We start from the raw sequence: 17,755 nt of genomic DNA, 5'->3' as shown, positions 1-17,755 counted from the left end.
GAATCTAGATTGTCTATAATGGAACGCGGATGACACGGATTTACTAAAGTAAAGACGCGGATAAAAGCGGATTTTTTAAAAGGAATAGAAAGAAATCTGTTTTTATCCGCGTTTTCGCCCTGGCGAATCTGCGTCATCCGCGTTCCCTTCGCAAAGAATTAAACACAATTTATTCTGAATAACGTCAATACAAAATGGATTTAGCCTCTCATTACAACAATTTGTTCACAGAATCCTGTGAGAAAATATCGAATGACAATTATGTTATTGATACGCAAATTGATGATTTGAGTGATAACCGTTTAGGAATTACATTATTAATTAGACCTTCAGAAGAGATTAAAAATAGCATTCAACTTTTTTTAAATGAATTAAAAGAAGTTGATGCTTCTCAATATTATTATCCTAATTCGGATATACATATTACAGTACTATCTATTATATCTTGTTATGATGGATTTGATTTAAACAACATTACAATACAAGATTATGTTGCTGTAATTAATAAATGCATTACTGGTTTAAATAAATCAGTAATTAATTTACACGGAATTACTGCCTCCCCTTCGGCAGTTATGATTCAGGGATTCCCAAGCGATACAAGTATAAACGATTTACGAGATAATCTTCGTACAGCGTTTAAAGAAACTACTCTCGAACAAAGTATCGATAAACGATACTCTTTATTTACTACACATTTAACGGTTGTACGGTTCAGAAAACCCATAAAAAACAAGGATTTATTCTTAAAAACACTACACAAATACCGTGATTATAACTTCGGAAAATTTGAAATAAAAAACCTCGAATTGGTACATAATGATTGGTATCAAAGAGCTGAATTTGTCAAAACTTTATCTGATTTTAAAATCTAATAATTCCTTAAACCCTAAATATTCTATATCGTTATAATTAAGCCAATCAATTAACAATCAGTACAATATAACAAAATAAACATTCACTTACAAAGGAATATTTTAGTTAAAATTATGTTAAATAAAAACTAAACGACTGTTTAAATTAAACACTTGTTTAATTTTGTACCCGATTAGAAACTCACTCATGTCACACATCGAATTAAACGAGAAAAAAATTCAAATTCTCAAGGTTGCAGAAAAACTTTTTTCTGATAAAGGATTTGAAGGAACTTCGATACGAAATATTGCCAAAGAAGCAAAAATTAACATTGCCATGGTGTCGTATTATTTTGGTTCCAAAGAACGATTACTCGAATCGTTGATTATATATCGAACATCGGATCTGAAACTACAATTAGAAAATTTACTACAAGAAGATTTAGAACCTATCGATAAAGTAAATAAGTTAATCGAACTTTATATCAACAAGATTAACTGCAATGGAGGGATTTTCAGAATTATGCATTTTGAATTGACATCTAAAAAAAGAGAAAAAACTTTAAATCACTTTACCGAATTAAAGAAAAGCAATCTTAAATCATTGGAAAGCATTATCCATGAAGGTCAGGAAAAAGGTGTTTTCCGAAAAGATGTTATTATCCCATTAATCACTCCTACTATTCTTGGAACTTTTTTTCATTTCCATATGAATAAAGTCTTCTTCGAAAAAATATTGAATTTAAATACCGAAGCTTTATATAACGATTACATAAAAACACACTTAACAAAACACATTCAACAAACTATAAAAGCCTTACTTGTTTATGAAAATTAATCCAATTATGCTCTTTGGGATTTTCCTAGTCGGAATTTCCTCATTAGAAGCTCAAGAAAAAACGAGTCTTACCCTAGATGATGCTGTACGAATAGCATGGGAGAAGAGTGACGAAGTCACGTTGGCTAACACAAAAGTCAACACTAAAAAGTATGAACTTAGATCTATTAAAAACAACCAATATCCAGATTTAAAAGCTTCTGGACAATACCAAAGGTTGGCTGGTGCTGAAGTAGATTTAAAAATGAATCAAGAAAGTGGTTCTGGCTCTGGATCAATGCCAAATCCTGATCAATTGATGTTAGGTCAACTTAGCGCAAGTTTACCAATATTTGCAGGTTTTAAAATTCAGAATAGTATTAAAATATCTGAAAATTTATACCAGGCAGAAATTGCTACTTCATTAAAAACTAAAGAAGACATTGCTTTAAGAGTTGTAAATTACTATGCTGATTTATACAAAGCTCAGAAGACAATTGACCTTTTAAACGAAGATCAAAAACAAGCTAAACAACGTGTAACTGATTTTATTGAATTAGAGAAAAACGGAATCATTCCGAGAAATGATTTATTGAAATCTCAATTGTTAGTTTCTAAAATCCAATTATCTATAGATGAAGCAAATAAAAATTTAAATATTTTGAATTATTATTTGATAACCTTACTTAAATTAGATCCTACAACTAAGCTTTATGTTAGAGAAAGTGATTTTATCAACTATAAAATGGATAATATCCCTACAAATGAGCAACCTGCTTTAGAGAATCGTAAAGATCTGGAAGCATTACGTTACCAAGAAAAAGCAAGCGAGTCTAACATAAAAATGGCAAAAAGTGCTTACTATCCTTCAGTTTCATTATTAGGTGGTTATGCTGCTGTAGATGTTAGAAATATTCTTACGGTACAAAATGCAATGAACTTTGGTGTTGGCGTTTCTTACGACCTTAGCGGTATATTAAAAAAAGGAGCTGATATAAAACAAGCTCAAAGCAAAGCAGATGAAGTAAAAAGCTCTGAAGAAATTTTGACAAATTATATTAAAGTCGAAGTACAACAATCTATCGAAAACTATAATCTAGCTGTAAAACAAAGTGCTGTTTATGACTTAGCATTAGAGCAAGCATCTGAAAATTATAGAATCCTGAAAGATAAATTCGACAATGGCCTTGCTGATACCAACGATTTACTTGAAGCTGATGTAGAACATCTTAGTGCCAAAGTAAATACAGCAACATCTAAAGCCGATATCATCCAGAGATATTACGAGATGCTTTCAAAAACAGGACAATTATCACAATCATTCAATCTTACAAAAATATAATCGACAGCCCACATGGAAAAGAAAAAAACAAATACCAAATTTATAATTATACTAGCACTTTTGGTTCTAGTTGGTGGAACTTACGGGATCTACAAATACATGCACTCTCTTGCTCACGAAGAAACGGATGATGCTCAAATAGAGAAAAAAATGAACCCAATTATCCCAAGAGTATCGGGATATATTAGTAAGGTTTATGTAAAAGATAATGACTTTGTAAAAAAAGGAGATACTTTATTTACAATCGACAAAAGAGATTACCAATTAAAAATTGATGAAGCTAATGCTGCTTTATTAGGTGCTGAAGGTTCATTTGAGGCTGCAAAAGCAGATATCGGAAGTGCTTTGGCAAACATCTCAGTTTCGGATGCAAATGTAAGATCTGCTAGTGGTAATATCGAAAGTGCTAAAATTAGATTGGTACAAATAACTAATGACTACAACCGTTACAATAACTTGTACAAAAGTCATACGATTACAAAACAACAGTACGAAAAAGCATTAACTGCAAAAGAAGAAGCAGAAAGTCAAGTACGTGTTTTACAACAACAAGAAAAAGCAAGTTCTTACCAAAAATCAGTTATTCAGGCAAAATCTAAGGCTACTGATAAACAAACTGAAGTTGCTGCTGCAAATATCAAAAAAGCAAAAACACTATTAGATGTTGCTCATTTAAACTTGTCTTATACTGTGGTTACTGCAGCAATTGACGGTCAGGTTTCTAAAGTAGATATCCAACCAGGACAATTAGTTCAGCCAGGACAATCTTTATTTTATATCATCAATAACTCTGAAGCTTGGGTTGTAGCTAATTTTAAAGAAACTCAACTTAACAAAATGATTGTTGGTCAAAAAGTAACTTTAAAAGTAGATGCTTATCCTAATCATGAATTTAAAGGAACTCTTACTTCATTTTCTCCAGCAACAGGATCACGTTTTTCTTTACTTCCTCCTGATAATGCAACTGGAAACTTTGTAAAAACAATTCAAAGATTACCTGTAAAAATCAACTTGGACGCTGATAATGATATCGAAAAAGTAAAATTATTGAGACCAGGAATGAACGTGGATGTAGATGTACATATAAAATAAAATTGCACTTATCCAGGATTAAACATCCTGGAAAGGATTATACATTCATTTTAGAAAAGTATTCTAATACAACAAAATGGTAAAAGTAGAAGATGATTTAGTAGAATATGGCTACAGACGAGTTTTAATTACGATAACCGCAGTACTTTGTGCTTTGCTGGAAATCGTAGATACAACTATCGTAAACGTAGCTTTAACCGACATGAGAGGAAGTCTCGGTGCTACATTAACAGACGTTGCGTGGGTTATTACAGCTTATGCTATTGCAAATGTTATTGTAATCCCAATGACGAGTTGGTTGTCACAACAATTTGGAAGACGAAATTATTTTGTAACGTCGATTATAATTTTCACCTTATCTTCTTTTTTATGTGGTAATGCCTCCAATATTTGGGAACTTATTGCATTCCGATTTATTCAGGGGCTTGGTGGTGGAGCATTATTAGTTACTGCGCAAACCATTATAACCGAGAGTTATCCTATTGCCAAACGAGGAATGGCTCAGGCAATTTACGGAATGGGAGTTATTGTAGGTCCAACTTTAGGTCCGCCTTTGGGAGGATATTTAGTAGATAATTATTCTTGGCCGTATATTTTTTATATCAATATTCCATTAGGGATTATTGCTACAATTTTGGCAATTTCTTTCGTAAGAAGTCCAAAATATGGCGAAAAACTAAAAGCCAATCAAGTCGATTGGTGGGGAATAATATTCTTGGCGTCCTTTATTGGTTCTTTACAATTTGTTTTAGAACACGGACAACAAGACGATTGGTTCAATGATTCATTGATTGTAACATTAAGTGTAGTAACCGTTTTTGGGCTAGTATTATTTATCTGGCGAGAACTCACCTATAAACATCCAATTGTAAATTTGAGTGTACTTAAAGATGGAAATCTCCGTATTGGTACCATAATGTGTTTCATTCTTGGGTTTGGACTTTATGGATCAACATTGATTATCCCGATTTATACACAATCTGTCTTAGGATGGACAGCGACCGATGCCGGATTATTACTTATTCCGGGGTCGATTACAACCGCTTTTATGATGCCTATTATTGGTAAATTAATTCAGAGAGGAGTTCCGCAAGGATATATGGTAGGAGTTGGATTCTTGATTTTCTTTTTCTTCACCTTTATGATGTATAATAATATGACTCCCGACACAGGAGTTGAACATTTATACTGGCCATTAATTTTAAGAGGTATTGGTTTAGGATTACTTTTTGTACCTATAACAACATTATCACTTTCGACCTTGCAAGGAAAACATATTGGTGAGGGAGCTGCATTTACAGGAATGATGCGACAATTAGGAGGGTCATTTGGTATTGCGATTATCACCACCTTTATTACGAGATTCAGTCAGAAACATCGTGTAGATTTAGTATCTCATTTAGACGCAAGTAAATTTGAAGTACAACAAAGAGTTGCTATACTACAAAAAGGATTTATGTCTAAAGGATTTAGTAGTAATGAAGCTTTAAATAAAGCCTATCAGGTAATCGATTATTCGGTAATGAAACAAAGTACCGTTTTAGCATACATGGATATATTTATGTACTTAGGTATTATGTTTTTATGCTGTATTCCTATTATCCTTTTGATCAAAAAAGGAAAAAATAAAATCAACCCTGCCGATGCAATGCATTAATAAAGCAGACCTGAAATAAACAATCTTAAGTATATATATTTAAAGCCGTTGCGAAAGTTTTTTCGCAACGGCTTTTTATTTTTACATACATTATTTAGGATAAAAAACTATCTTTATTATTAAATACGAACCACATAATATAAAACTTTCTTACGAATAATTATGCGGTATTACCAAACACAATAAAGATTTATTTCATTGCGAAATAATATTTATAGAGTATATTTGCACTTGCTTTTTAGCAGCAATAAAAACAAAAAAATAGTTAAGTTATGGTTTATAAATTTAGAGTAATTCTAGATGCAGAAGAAGATATTTTTAGAGATATAGCAATTCTTGAAGAAGATACTTTAGAAGATTTACACAACGCCATCTTCAATTCTTTTGGTTTTGACGGAATGGAAGTAGCTTCATTTTATACCTGCGATGAAACTTGGAATCAAGAAGATGAAATTCCACTTTTTGATACCGGAGATGTTCCTGGCGAACAAAAAACAATGAGTGATTATACTTTATCAGATATACTAGATAAAGAAAACACTAAGATTATATATGTCTACGATTTTATCCATATGTGGACATTTTTGGTTGAACTAGCTGCAGTAGAAGACCAAGTTGCTGGTAATCTTTATCCAGAAACACTTTTCTCTCATGGTGAAATGCCAGACGATTCAGGAGAAAAAAACTTCGAAGCAGATATGCATGATGATATCTATGGCGAATTTGAAGATGATTTAGACGAAGACGATTTAGATATGTTCGAAGGAGACGATAGTTTCGAAGATTATGGATTTGAAGAGAATTGGAATTAGTTTTTTTTTAAGGTTCAATCCCGAAGTTTCGGGACTAAGTTGCAAAGATTCTAAGTTTTAAAAAATTAAAGATTTTTCTTATATTTATTGAAATTAAATTTTCAAATATGAGTAATTTCAAAAAGCTTTTAATCTGGCAAAAATCGATGTCCTTAATTACCAAAATCTATATTTCAACAAATAATTTTCCAAAAGAAGAAGTCTTCGGATTAACTTCACAAATAAGACGAAGCTCGATTTCAATTCCAAGCAATATTGCTGAAGGATTTGGACGAGAAAGCAACAAAGATTTTTTACGCTTTTTAAACATTTCAATAGGTTCTTTATTTGAAATGCAAACACAATTAGAAATTGCTAAAAACATAGCATATCTAAACGAAGACGAATTTAATAATTTATATGAGGATAGTCGAGAAGTAGAAAGAATGTTAGTTTCTTTTATTAATAAATTAAAAGAAAGAAGCTAAATCTCAGTACCTTTAAAACTTAGCACCTCAGAACCTAAAAAAAATGATAAACCTTTTCAACACCCACATCGACACGCTTGCGATTCACCGCGTAGGAAACAAGAGCAGAAACGAAGCTATTTTTTTATCAGACCAGCCATTTAATTTAAATGACGAAATCGTTCCTCTGATAAAAGAATACTTTTTCAAGCCTTTTAGAGAGAAAGAAGAAAACTATTATCAGTTTGCACACGAAGTCGATTTGGATTATAACGACATGTTTAAATATGCTACTGAGATTTTTGACAATCCAGGAAATTTACAGGAAGTTTCAAAAAGAATTACGACACATTTATACGAGCAATCAAACCACCCGCACATTAAAAACGGTGAGGTTTATGTAACGTATTTAACCAATTTAAGTATCGATAATAATGTTGTTGATGCAATTGGAATTTTTAAAAGCGAATTACAAGCAGACTTTTTACAATTTGAAGAAAAAGACAGCAACCTTGAAATGATTTTGCAACAAGGTATCAACCTTAATAAATTAGACAAAGGGTGTTTGATTTTTAATTATAAAAAAGACGAAGGGTATAAAATCCTAACTGTAGATAGCAACCGTTATGACGCACGTTACTGGTTAGAGCACTTTTTATCTGTAGATGCCTTTGAAGATGAAAACTTCATCACCAAGAAATACTTAAAATTCTGTCAGAGCTTTGCAAAAGATGTAGTATTGCCAGCAGAAGATAAAAAAGAAGAAGTAATGTTTATGAACCGTTCTGTGAATTATTTCGCAAAGAACGATCAGTTTGAAGAGCAAAATTTCCTAAACGAAGTATTAGACAATCCAGATTTAATTCCTGAATTTAAAAACTACAAAGTTGATAAAGGAGAGAAATACAGTATCGAAGATATTACAACCTTCCCTATTGCCAACTCTGCAGTTTCTGATGCAAGAAAATCAATCAAAAACGTTATCAACTTAGACACACATATACAAATCAAGATGGATTTTATTAATCCTGAAAGTGCCGAAAAATTTGTAGAAAAAGGTTGGGATGAAGAAAAACAAATGTATTATTACTTAGTTTATTTCAACAAAGAAGAGAAGAGTTAATATTAATTCTTATTCAATTTCACACTTACTCAAAATCAAAGCCTCAACTACCATAGTTGAGGCTTTTTTTATAAAAATAAAGGCAAAAATAAAGGGCTTAGATTCTGTTTATTAGTAATTTTGTATACTAATAAATAATACTCCTATGAAATATCATTTATTCAACGAAAGCCCTTTTAAGACTCTAATCTCATTTCATAAAATTATTGAAGTTTTAGAGCAAATTGCACAATCAGATATCGATTATCGTTCTAATTATGCCAAGGCGCTTTTGAAAGAAGTAGAGAACTTTCCAGAATTTAGAACAGGAATTGAAGATTTCTCAGTGATTAAAAAGAATGAAACTTTAATCAGTCATTTATTAGCCGATTTATTCCCAACAGCATTAACCAATAATGAAATTAAAGCTGTTACGGTACCATTTCAGAACTTCACATTCAATTATACCGAAAGATTCAAAAAGATACTTAAAGATGCAGGTACAAATTTTGACGTAACCATACGCGACTTCGATGAACAAGAATTTTATATAACTAATTGTTGTTTAATATTAGGCGTTTACTACAAACAAAATATAGATTTCAATAAACCTTTTTTTTATGATATTCCAGATGCTAACGGAATCATAAATCATTATCGCATTTTGTATAATGCAGATTTCATGGAAATCATTCCTTCTGATAATGCTCCAAAATTAACGCAAGAAGACATCGATCTATTGATTGACAATTACGATGATATTGCTTTGTGGAAAGAGAAATTTCCTGTTGGGAGCTGGACACTAAAAGGTTTTGGTATTATTGTTTTATTTGATGCTACTACAGAGAATGCTATTTCTAATTTTAAAAGTAATCTATTAAAATCAGATGCAAAAACTGTTGCAACCGACGAAATCATAACAAGCATCTTCAAATCAATCTTTAAGGTTCCTAATTTAAAAGTAGGTTTCATCATTTACAATCCTGAAGAAGAAAAATTTATTAGACCGATGAAATTTGAAAATAAACTGCAAAGTTTTTTACTTTCAAAAGATCAGGAAATAGATTGTAAAAATGCTTTTTTTGGATGTTCATTTGAAAATCTATTAAGTAAAAAAGAACCTCTTGTAATTTCTAATGTCAAAAAATTTATTGAGGAATCAGAAAATAAAAAACTTGGCGAACATTTACTAAAACAAAACATAAACAGTTGTGTTTTTGCTCCAATTATAAAAGATGGTCATTTATTGGGCGTTGTAGAATTGGTTTCATCTGACCCAAGAGTGCTTAATACAATAAATGCAAACAAACTAAACTTGGTAATCCCCTATTTAGTCGATACTATTGAAAGATATAATATCGATATGCAACACCAGATAGAAGCAGTAATTCAAAGAGAATATACAACTATCCACCCGAGTGTTTATTGGAAATTTAGAAAAGAATCCGAAAAATATTTCCAAAATAGCAATCAGACAAAAGATTATATTTTTAAAGAAATTGTTTTTAAAGAAGTTTTTCCTTTATACGGACAAATTGACATTAAAGGTTCATCGGAACACCGAAATGAAACAGTAAAATGTGATTTAAAAAATCAATTGGAAATGTTACTGGAAATCTTTGAAAATCAAAAAGAAAATTCAAATCTAATTCTTCTGGAGCAACGCAAGTTCGAATTACATTCCCTTCTGGAAGAACTTGATTCGCCATTAAAAGCAGATTCTGAACAACACATTCAGCGATATATTGAAGACGAAATACATCCGATTTTAAAAAACACTAAAAGCAATTCTAAAGCAGAAAAACTTGAACAAAAATACTTTGAAAGTCTAGACGAAAAAACGGGTTTATTTTATCAGGAAAGAAAGAAATTTGATAATGCAATGTCTATTATCAATAAAAAACTTGCTGCCATTCTTGACAAAAAACAAATTGAAGCACAACAAATATATCCGCATTATTACGAACGTTTCAAAACGGATGGCGTAGAGCACAATTTATATATAGGAGCTTCTATTGCACCTACAAAACCATTTGATGTCATGTACCTGCATAATTTAAGATTGTGGCAGTTACAAACATTATGCGAAATGGAATTAGAGCATCATCAGCTTAAAACTTCATTGCCATATGACCTTGATGTTACCTCGCTAATTTTAGTCTTTAGCTCCCCTATTTCTATCCGTTTTAGAATGGACGAAAAACGTTTTGATGTAGACGGAACTTATAATGCACGATACGAAGTTGTAAAGAAACGTATAGACAAAGCACACATCAAGGATAGTAAAGAGCGTATTACCGAAAAAGAAAAAATAACAATTGTATATTCTCATAATAGTGAAGAAGCAGAGTATTTAAAATATATTAAATACCTACAATTCAAGAAAATTCTAGAACCTCAAATAGAACAATTTGAGGTAGAAGATTTACAAGGTGTATCTGGTCTAAGAGCTATTCGTGTAAAAGTGGTAAACAACGTACCAGCTGCTCTAAAAATTACATATCAAGATTTATTAGATGAATTAAAATAAACCACTATTGACTAAAAGTCCAAGATTTGGTTGGCAGACTCAAAGTCTGCAAGGCTACAGTACCTATTTATTAACCACAAATTACACAAATTAGCGCTAATTAATTTGTGAAAATTTGTGTAATTTGTGGCTAAAATATTTTTTTTAGAAGCTAAAGCGAAATGCACTAAAGCACATAGTTTTAAACTATATATGAGACCAATAAACCTAAAGCGTTCTAAAAGCAATAACGAATGCTAAGACTGTAATGATAATACCAATCATAAAAAGATTGTATGCAACTCTTAGCAAGCGGTATTTTCTTTCGAGTACAACTCCTAGATAATATAAATCTTTGATCATTGTACCGTATAGATAATCTTTGTCTTTCATCATTTCGTTCATAGCCCACTCGTACTCGTGCAAAGGCATTTTATAAAAATTCCCGAAGAACAATAAATTGATTTTTTTTGCTTCGATATCTTCACGCGTAAAAACTCCAGTTGTAACTTTCGGTCTTGTCGAAAGTATGGCAAAAATTATAGTAATAACACTCGATATCAACATTATAAAAGTAGGAATTACTAAATGTGCATTCTTAGGACTATCTAATTTGGGAATAATTGTAGAAAGTGCTATCGAAATAATAATAGCATTTACAGACAAAAGAATATTTGCTTTGCTATCGGCAATACCACTTAATCGGGTATGATTACCAAGTGTTACTCTAAAAAGAGTATCAATTCCTCTATCAGGTTTCTCTAATTTATTTTTCTTCTTTTTAGTTACTTCTCCTAACTCTTCGCTAATTTTCGATTCTTGCTTATCCATTTTTTTATGAATCTTTTTTAAATTTTTTTCTTTCAAAGGTTGCCATTTTTCTTTGGCATAATCAGTATAAAAATGATGTTTATTTTCTAAAAAGTCCAAATTTACGATTGCCCATTCTTCATCCGAAAATACTTTATTTTCAGTATTTTGCCACTCCATTCTTAAACATTCACAACTGCTAACATACTCGCTGGTTGTAATATGAACGTAATCAGCATCTTTTATAATTTTTTCTAAATGAGTATTAGGCTCATAACATTTTGTAGTTGCTGCTATTAAATCTGAAACATTTTTGATAAACTCAGGAGATTTATTTTTATCACTTAAAAAATCGGTTACTATTCTTACACTCTCTTTTTCATGATTGTTATTCCCTTTAATATACCCCGTATCATGAAACCAAGCCGCAACCAAAAGCATCTCTTTATCATCTACCCCTACATTTTCATTGGCACACAGCTCTTTAACAGCATTTACAACATTCGTTGTGTGGTTAAAATTATGGTATGAATATAAAATAGAAAGTTTATCTTTGAGTAAGTTATAAACAAAATCTTCGGACTGCTCTAATAGGGTCATAAACATATTTTTATACTACTAAATTATGAAATTGTTTTCGGATAATCATTTTATAAATAAGATTAACGCTTATTTAATTGGAATTTCAGGTTTATTTTTAATTCAATCTTGTGCAACACATCACGCCCAATTAGGTAAAGATGTCAAAAATCCTATTTCACAAAACGCATTAGATACTTCAAAAATTGCCCATACTCTATATTTAGTTGGAGATGCAGGAAATGCTGACGAAGAACAAGCGCAACAAACGCTTGAGCTTTTGCATAAAAGACTTCAAAATTCAAATACAAACTCAACCCTTTTATTTTTGGGCGATAATATTTACCCTAAAGGTTTTCCTAATACTGATAATCCTGAAGCAAAAGCTCTTGCCGAAAAAAAACTAACAAACCAGCTAGAATTAACTAAAGGTTACAAAGGAAAAACAATCTTTATTCCTGGTAATCACGATTGGTATAGTGGAATTAAAGGGATGGAACGTCAATCAAAATTTGTGACTACCTACCTAAACGATAAAAAAGCATTCTTGCCACAAAAAACTTGTGCTATCGAAGAATTAAAAATCAATAAAAAAACTACTTTAATTGTTATAGACAGCCAGTGGTTTCTAGAAGATTGGGATGATAACCCAACTATCAATGACAATTGCGACATTAAAACTCGTGAGGCCTTTTTTGATGAACTGGAAAGTATCTTAAACAAAAATCAAGACAAAACTGTTCTTATTGCAGTTCATCATCCTTTAATGAGTAATGGTACGCATGGAGGTCAATTTTCTTTAGAAAAACAATTATTCCCTTTAGAACAAAAGATTCCACTACCAGTAATTGGTTCAGTAATAAACTTAATCAGAAAAACATCTGGAGTAAGCCCGCAAGACATCCAAAATAAAACTTATACACAGTTTATAAAAAGAGTAAAAACGCTTTTACAAAGTCAAGATAATGTAATTGTAATTTCTGGTCATGACCATAACCTACAATACATTAACAATAGTAGTATTAAGCAAATTATAAGTGGTGCAGGTTCAAAATCTGAAGCTGCAAAAGCTGTATTCCCTAATGATTTTTCATACGGCGGAAATGGTTATGCCACATTGTCTCTTTACAAAAATGGAGATACAAGACTTGCTTTTTTCGGTAACGAGAACAATAAAGAAAAGCTCTTGTTTGATCAGAATATTATAACAGTAAAAGATACTGTTTACCATGAGAATATGCCAAGTAAGTTTAATGCAATTACCAAAGCTTCTATTTACTCGCCTGAAATGACTAAAAAAAGTATATTTCATAAATTCTTATTTGGGAAACATTACAGAAAATATTACAGCATGCCAATTGATGCTAAAACAGTTTCTTTAGATACTCTTTTTGGAGGTATAAAACCAAAACGCGAAGGCGGAGGACATCAATCTAAATCCTTACGAATTGTAGATAAAGACGGTAAAGAGTATGTAATGCGTGCTCTGAAAAAAAGTGCTTCCCGTTTTATTCAGGCAGTAGCATTTAAGGATCAATTTGTCGAAAATCAATTTGATAAAACCTATGCCGAGAACTTTCTATTCGACTTTTATACCACTTCTCACCCATATACTCCATTTGCAGTAGGTAATCTGGCAGATAAAATAGGTGTTTCTCATACAAATCCCGAATTATATTACATCCCTAAGCAAGAAACACTTAAAGGGTATAATTATAATTTTGGAGATGAATTATACATGGTCGAAGAACGCCCATCTAGTAGTCAGATAACTCAAAAAACCTTTGGTAATCCACTGGATATTATTAGTACCGATGATGTAATGAAAAATCTTCATAAGGATGAAAAATATACCATCGACGAAAAAGAATACATAAAAGCAAGATTATTTGATATGCTTATTGGCGATTGGGACAGACATAATGATCAATGGCGTTGGGGAGAATATCATGAAGGTGATAAAGTAGTTTACAAACCAATTCCCAGAGATAGAGATCAGGCTTTTACAAAATATGATGGTGCATTACTTTCTCTTTTAATGCATATGCCTGCATTACGCCATATGCAAACGTTTAAAGATGATATTAAAAATGTAAAATGGTTTAATCGTGAACCTTATCCACAAGACATTGCATTCCTTAAAACGGCTCATGAAAAAGACTGGATTGATCAAGCCAAATACATTCAGGAGAATCTTAGCGATGCCGATATTGATGCAGCTTTTAATAATTTACCGAAAGAAGTACAAGATGGAACTATTACTGACATTAAACGCAAATTAAAACTACGAAAAAAAGAACTTCAAAAATATGCGACTGAATATTATAAGGTTTTAGAAAAAACTGTTTTAATAGTTGGAACCGATAAAAAAGATAAATTTATAATCACGCATAAAGCAAAAAACAAACTCGATGTAGATGTATATCGCATCAAGAAAACAGGAGAAGAATTTCTTTATACCAAAAATTTCACTGCAGGAAAAACTAAAAACCTTTGGATTTACGGATTAGATGATGACGATGTTTTTGAAGTAAAAGGAGATTATAATTCTCGAATAAATATTCGTTTAATCGGCGGACAAAATAATGATACCTATGCTGTAACTAACGGAAAAAGGGTGAAAATTTATGATTTTAAATCAAAAAACAATACATACGATTTAGATTCTAAAACCAAAACAGTGCTTACAGATGATTATGATACAAACCTTTATGACTATCAAAAAGTAAAATACAATGCTTTCTCTGGTTTGCCTTTTGGGGGTTATAATCCAGATGACGGGGTAAAACTGGGTATTATTGCAAACTATACTGTAAACAGATTCAAGCAAAATCCATATACTCAAAAACACATATTAAAGGCTAATTACTTTTTTGCAACCAATGGGTACGAACTTATTTATGATGGGCATTTTCCTAAAGTTTTAGGCAAATGGGATTTTGATATCCAATCGATTTTAACCAGTCCTAACTTTACGATTAACTATTTTGGTTATGGTAATGAAACTGTTAATAATGATGAGGATTTAGGTATGGATTATAACCGTGTTCGTATGCGAGCTCTAAAAGTAACTCCATCTATTAAAAAAGTAGGTAAATATGGTAGTGAAATAAACTTTGCCACAACTTTTGAAAAAATCCGAATCGAAGAAACCTCTGGAAGATTTATAAATGTTCCCGGAGCTGCTAGTCCTGATGTTTTTCAGAGTCAGCAATTTGCTGGTGCAACAGTAAAATATAGTTTTGAGAATTACGACCTAGTGTCATTCCCATCTATGGGATTTGGATTTTCGGTAGCCGGAAGCTGGAAAATGAATCTGGATGATAGCAAACAAAATTTCCCAACGCTAGAAAGTAAAATCAACTTTAATCACAAAATTGATTCTAATGGTAAATTTGTTTTTGCAACTATTATTAAATCAAAAATTCTCTTTAATAATAATTTCGACTTTTATCAAGGAGCAACTTTGGGCGGAGATTACGATTTAAGAGGTTACAGAAACCAACGTTTTTTAGGAAACCAATCTTTTTATCAAAGTAGTGATATCCGTTGGAATTTAGGAAAAATAAGAAAAAGCATTTTACCTATGTCTTACGGAATTCTTGGCGGATTTGACTATGGTCGTGTTTGGGTTACAGGAGAAGATTCTAACAAGTGGCACCAATCCTTTGGGGGCGGTTTATGGCTCAACGGATTGGATGTGATCACTGCTAGACTTACTTATTTTAAAAGCGTAGACGAAAGAGCTAGAATTGCGTTTGGTATAGGGTTTGGGTTTTAATTATTTTTTAAAACTATACTCATATACCTTACCTCCTATTTTTTTTGTTTTTTCATCGGCTATTAATAACGTTTTATTATCCTTAAAGGCAACAGCTTCTTTTTGAGAAAAATGATCTAAATCAATTTCTGTTTGCGTTCCTTTAAGGAAATTATCTCCTTGAAAACCTTGAAAAAGTATTATTTTATCATGACATAAGATAACTACTTTTTTAGCATCTGGACTAATTGCAGCACTAGTAATTGCACAATGATTGTAATTACTACATGTTTTAAACTTGCCCATCAAAGTCGCTTTTTGCTTTCCAGCCGCATTTGGTATTTTATAAATAGAAGCAGTTCCGTCAAAATTCTTGCTTCGGTTTTTAGTAAATAGATAGAAGTTATTGTTAAATTCGAAAAAACCTTCGACATCGTAAAACATTTCGGATTTTTTAGGAGGAAAATCTTTTTGTTCAGGATATGCAAATGAAATTTTATAACTAGAAACAGCATTTTCTTTTCCTAAAGCCGATTTATCGATTTTATAAATACATAAATCTTTACGAATGTTATCGTTGTTTCCAAAATCGCCAATGTATAAATTCCCTGCTTTATCTTTGGTAATATCTTCCCAATCTACATTTGTTGCATTTGTAATAGTTACCGTTTTTGCTATTTCGCCTTGAGCGTTTAATCCATAAATTTCATTAGCATTACCACTATCTTCTAATGTCCAAAGTGTACTATTTTCAGAAGAATAAATTATTCCTGAAACTTCTTTTAATTTTTTAGGCAAAGAATATAATGTTTTTAATACAGTAGAATCTTGCTGACAAGCCAACAAAATAAATGCAACAATAATTGAGATATAATTTTTCATATAATAAGTAATTTAAGATTCTAGATTAAATTAGTGTTTTTAAAATTCCTAGTGATAAAACCAAATGCAGCCGACATAATATGCCCCATTGATTTTGCATTTTTAAAATTCAAATCATTAGTATAACGATACAATTCCATTTTTAGTTGATTCAAATTTGCTTCAGGCGAAATATTATCTTCGCACATAATATGCAATAATTTTTTGATTCTGTTATCTGCCGAGTGAATACGCTTCGCCAAAATAGCCCGCTCTTCATCTTTATACTGAACAATTGAACGCTCTTCCAATTTATCTTTAACTAACAAAATCATTGGGTAATTCTCCTTGAAAAACTGAGGACGATAAACTTTAAAATTTCCTTCGTAACATTGTTGATCAAAATCGATTGGGCGAATTTTATATACAACTTGGTCAAAATCATGAATTGGGACAATTACATAATTATATGCCCGCATATCTCCCAAAAGCCTAATCATACAACGCTCATTAAACTTCACAAACTCTTTGGCAATTTGAGATTTTTCGGTTTCCGTACAATTTTTAAGCAATGTGCTCATAAAAATATCTCCAGGAATACCAATTATATGTTCCTCGATTAAAGTGTCTTTATAAACCAAAAAATTTATTTTATCCGGGGATAATATTTCTTCTAATTCAAGACCATAGATTCGAGAAGCATCTGCCTTTTTTATATAAAAATGCACATAATTATCATTTAAAATATTTCGCACTTTAATCCTGAAAGGCTTCGAATTTCCAAACGTACAGTAATCTATCGCATCTACATTTAAGAACTGAATAATATCAGTATTACCATCGGAATGCAAAAGAGAGTAGATTTTTTTTAGATTTAAATCTATTTCATTTCTTTCAAACTCATTATAATAAACCCGAATCCACAAAGTATCTTTATCATTTTTATCATACACAGTTATAGATCCGGAAAACCGCAATAAGTCATCATAAAAAACCGAAACTTTTGAGATTCGTTCATAACGCTCTAAATAATCCAAAAGCGAATTTGTTAATGGATAAGATGGTTTTTTAAAAAACATTAAAGGCTCACTCATTTTGAATATATTTGATACAA

Annotated in this window: 13 protein-coding genes; 10 read left to right on the top strand and 3 right to left on the bottom strand. The window is 31.3% G+C overall.

Features of this window, described 5'->3' with window-relative positions; genetic code table 11:
- The first annotated feature begins 194 nt into the window (after positions 1 to 194).
- From AC3IPI_RS11505 to AC3IPI_RS11465, 9 genes are all read left to right on the top strand, one after another.
- Complete coding sequence (locus AC3IPI_RS11505) at positions 195 to 875, top strand: 2'-5' RNA ligase family protein (RefSeq protein ID WP_489159093.1); 681 nt, start codon at positions 195 to 197, stop codon at positions 873 to 875.
- Positions 876 to 1,062: 187 nt separating this feature from the next.
- Positions 1,063 to 1,692 (top strand): TetR/AcrR family transcriptional regulator, encoded by a 630-nt coding sequence (locus AC3IPI_RS11500; RefSeq protein ID WP_489159092.1) that lies wholly within the window; start codon positions 1,063 to 1,065, stop codon positions 1,690 to 1,692.
- Complete coding sequence (locus tag AC3IPI_RS11495) at positions 1,682 to 3,013, top strand: TolC family protein (RefSeq protein ID WP_039116054.1); 1,332 nt, start codon at positions 1,682 to 1,684, stop codon at positions 3,011 to 3,013. Before AC3IPI_RS11500 ends, AC3IPI_RS11495 begins: the two co-directional genes overlap by 11 nt.
- A gap of 12 nt (positions 3,014 to 3,025) precedes the next feature.
- Positions 3,026 to 4,105, top strand: coding sequence for an HlyD family secretion protein (locus AC3IPI_RS11490; protein ID WP_039116055.1), 1,080 nt, complete (start codon positions 3,026 to 3,028; stop codon positions 4,103 to 4,105).
- Positions 4,106 to 4,181: 76 nt separating this feature from the next.
- On the top strand, positions 4,182 to 5,762 hold the full coding sequence (locus AC3IPI_RS11485) for an MDR family MFS transporter (RefSeq protein WP_039116057.1): 1,581 nt from the start codon (positions 4,182 to 4,184) through the stop codon (positions 5,760 to 5,762).
- A gap of 272 nt (positions 5,763 to 6,034) precedes the next feature.
- Positions 6,035 to 6,574, top strand: coding sequence for an IS1096 element passenger TnpR family protein (locus AC3IPI_RS11480; RefSeq protein WP_039116059.1), 540 nt, complete (start codon positions 6,035 to 6,037; stop codon positions 6,572 to 6,574).
- Positions 6,575 to 6,681: 107 nt separating this feature from the next.
- Positions 6,682 to 7,041 (top strand): four helix bundle protein, encoded by a 360-nt coding sequence (locus tag AC3IPI_RS11475; RefSeq protein ID WP_039116060.1) that lies wholly within the window; start codon positions 6,682 to 6,684, stop codon positions 7,039 to 7,041.
- A 43-nt stretch (positions 7,042 to 7,084) separates the two neighbouring features.
- Positions 7,085 to 8,143, top strand: a complete 1,059-nt coding sequence (locus AC3IPI_RS11470; protein WP_039116062.1) for a nucleoid-associated protein — start codon at positions 7,085 to 7,087, stop codon at positions 8,141 to 8,143.
- Between the two features lie 145 nt (positions 8,144 to 8,288).
- A complete protein-coding gene (locus tag AC3IPI_RS11465) occupies positions 8,289 to 10,652 on the top strand; it encodes a GAF domain-containing protein (RefSeq protein ID WP_039116064.1) in 2,364 nt (787 codons plus the stop codon).
- 207 nt (positions 10,653 to 10,859) lie between these two features.
- Here the strand turns inward: AC3IPI_RS11465 and AC3IPI_RS11460 are convergent, their stop codons facing one another.
- Positions 10,860 to 12,041: a Pycsar system effector family protein gene (locus AC3IPI_RS11460; protein WP_489159091.1), complete on the bottom strand. Its 1,182-nt coding sequence runs from the start codon at positions 12,039 to 12,041 to the stop codon at positions 10,860 to 10,862.
- A gap of 25 nt (positions 12,042 to 12,066) precedes the next feature.
- Between AC3IPI_RS11460 and AC3IPI_RS11455 the strand changes: the two genes are divergently transcribed.
- A complete protein-coding gene (locus tag AC3IPI_RS11455; RefSeq protein ID WP_489159090.1) occupies positions 12,067 to 15,801 on the top strand; it encodes a metallophosphoesterase in 3,735 nt (1,244 codons plus the stop codon).
- Here the strand turns inward: AC3IPI_RS11455 and AC3IPI_RS11450 are convergent, their stop codons facing one another.
- Together AC3IPI_RS11450 and AC3IPI_RS11445 are read right to left on the bottom strand one after the other, a co-directional pair.
- Complete coding sequence (locus tag AC3IPI_RS11450; RefSeq protein ID WP_489159089.1) at positions 15,802 to 16,662, bottom strand: hypothetical protein; 861 nt, start codon at positions 16,660 to 16,662, stop codon at positions 15,802 to 15,804.
- A gap of 20 nt (positions 16,663 to 16,682) precedes the next feature.
- The gene (locus AC3IPI_RS11445; protein ID WP_039116070.1) at positions 16,683 to 17,735 is read right to left on the bottom strand and encodes a hypothetical protein; all 1,053 of its coding nucleotides are present in this window, start codon (positions 17,733 to 17,735) and stop codon (positions 16,683 to 16,685) included.
- Positions 17,736 to 17,755 lie beyond the last annotated feature (20 nt).

Source organism: Flavobacterium sp. GL_143, assembly GCF_057834355.1.
This window is presented reverse-complemented; position numbering and strand designations above follow the sequence as displayed.

Bases quoted from the DNA above. Each gene is read 5' to 3' on its own strand.
- AC3IPI_RS11465 (WP_039116064.1), top strand. From the start codon at position 8,289: ATGAAATATCATTTATTCAACGAAAGCCCTTTTAAGACTCTAATCTCA.
- AC3IPI_RS11495 (WP_039116054.1), top strand. From the start codon at position 1,682: ATGAAAATTAATCCAATTATGCTCTTTGGGATTTTCCTAGTCGGAATT.
- AC3IPI_RS11450 (WP_489159089.1), bottom strand. From the start codon at position 16,662: ATGAAAAATTATATCTCAATTATTGTTGCATTTATTTTGTTGGCTTGT.
- AC3IPI_RS11445 (WP_039116070.1), bottom strand. From the start codon at position 17,735: ATGAGTGAGCCTTTAATGTTTTTTAAAAAACCATCTTATCCATTAACA.
- AC3IPI_RS11490 (WP_039116055.1), top strand. From the start codon at position 3,026: ATGGAAAAGAAAAAAACAAATACCAAATTTATAATTATACTAGCACTT.
- AC3IPI_RS11455 (WP_489159090.1), top strand. From the start codon at position 12,067: ATGAAATTGTTTTCGGATAATCATTTTATAAATAAGATTAACGCTTAT.
- AC3IPI_RS11470 (WP_039116062.1), top strand. From the start codon at position 7,085: ATGATAAACCTTTTCAACACCCACATCGACACGCTTGCGATTCACCGC.
- AC3IPI_RS11475 (WP_039116060.1), top strand. From the start codon at position 6,682: ATGAGTAATTTCAAAAAGCTTTTAATCTGGCAAAAATCGATGTCCTTA.
- AC3IPI_RS11460 (WP_489159091.1), bottom strand. From the start codon at position 12,041: ATGACCCTATTAGAGCAGTCCGAAGATTTTGTTTATAACTTACTCAAA.
- AC3IPI_RS11500 (WP_489159092.1), top strand. From the start codon at position 1,063: ATGTCACACATCGAATTAAACGAGAAAAAAATTCAAATTCTCAAGGTT.
- AC3IPI_RS11485 (WP_039116057.1), top strand. From the start codon at position 4,182: ATGGTAAAAGTAGAAGATGATTTAGTAGAATATGGCTACAGACGAGTT.
- AC3IPI_RS11480 (WP_039116059.1), top strand. From the start codon at position 6,035: ATGGTTTATAAATTTAGAGTAATTCTAGATGCAGAAGAAGATATTTTT.
- AC3IPI_RS11505 (WP_489159093.1), top strand. From the start codon at position 195: ATGGATTTAGCCTCTCATTACAACAATTTGTTCACAGAATCCTGTGAG.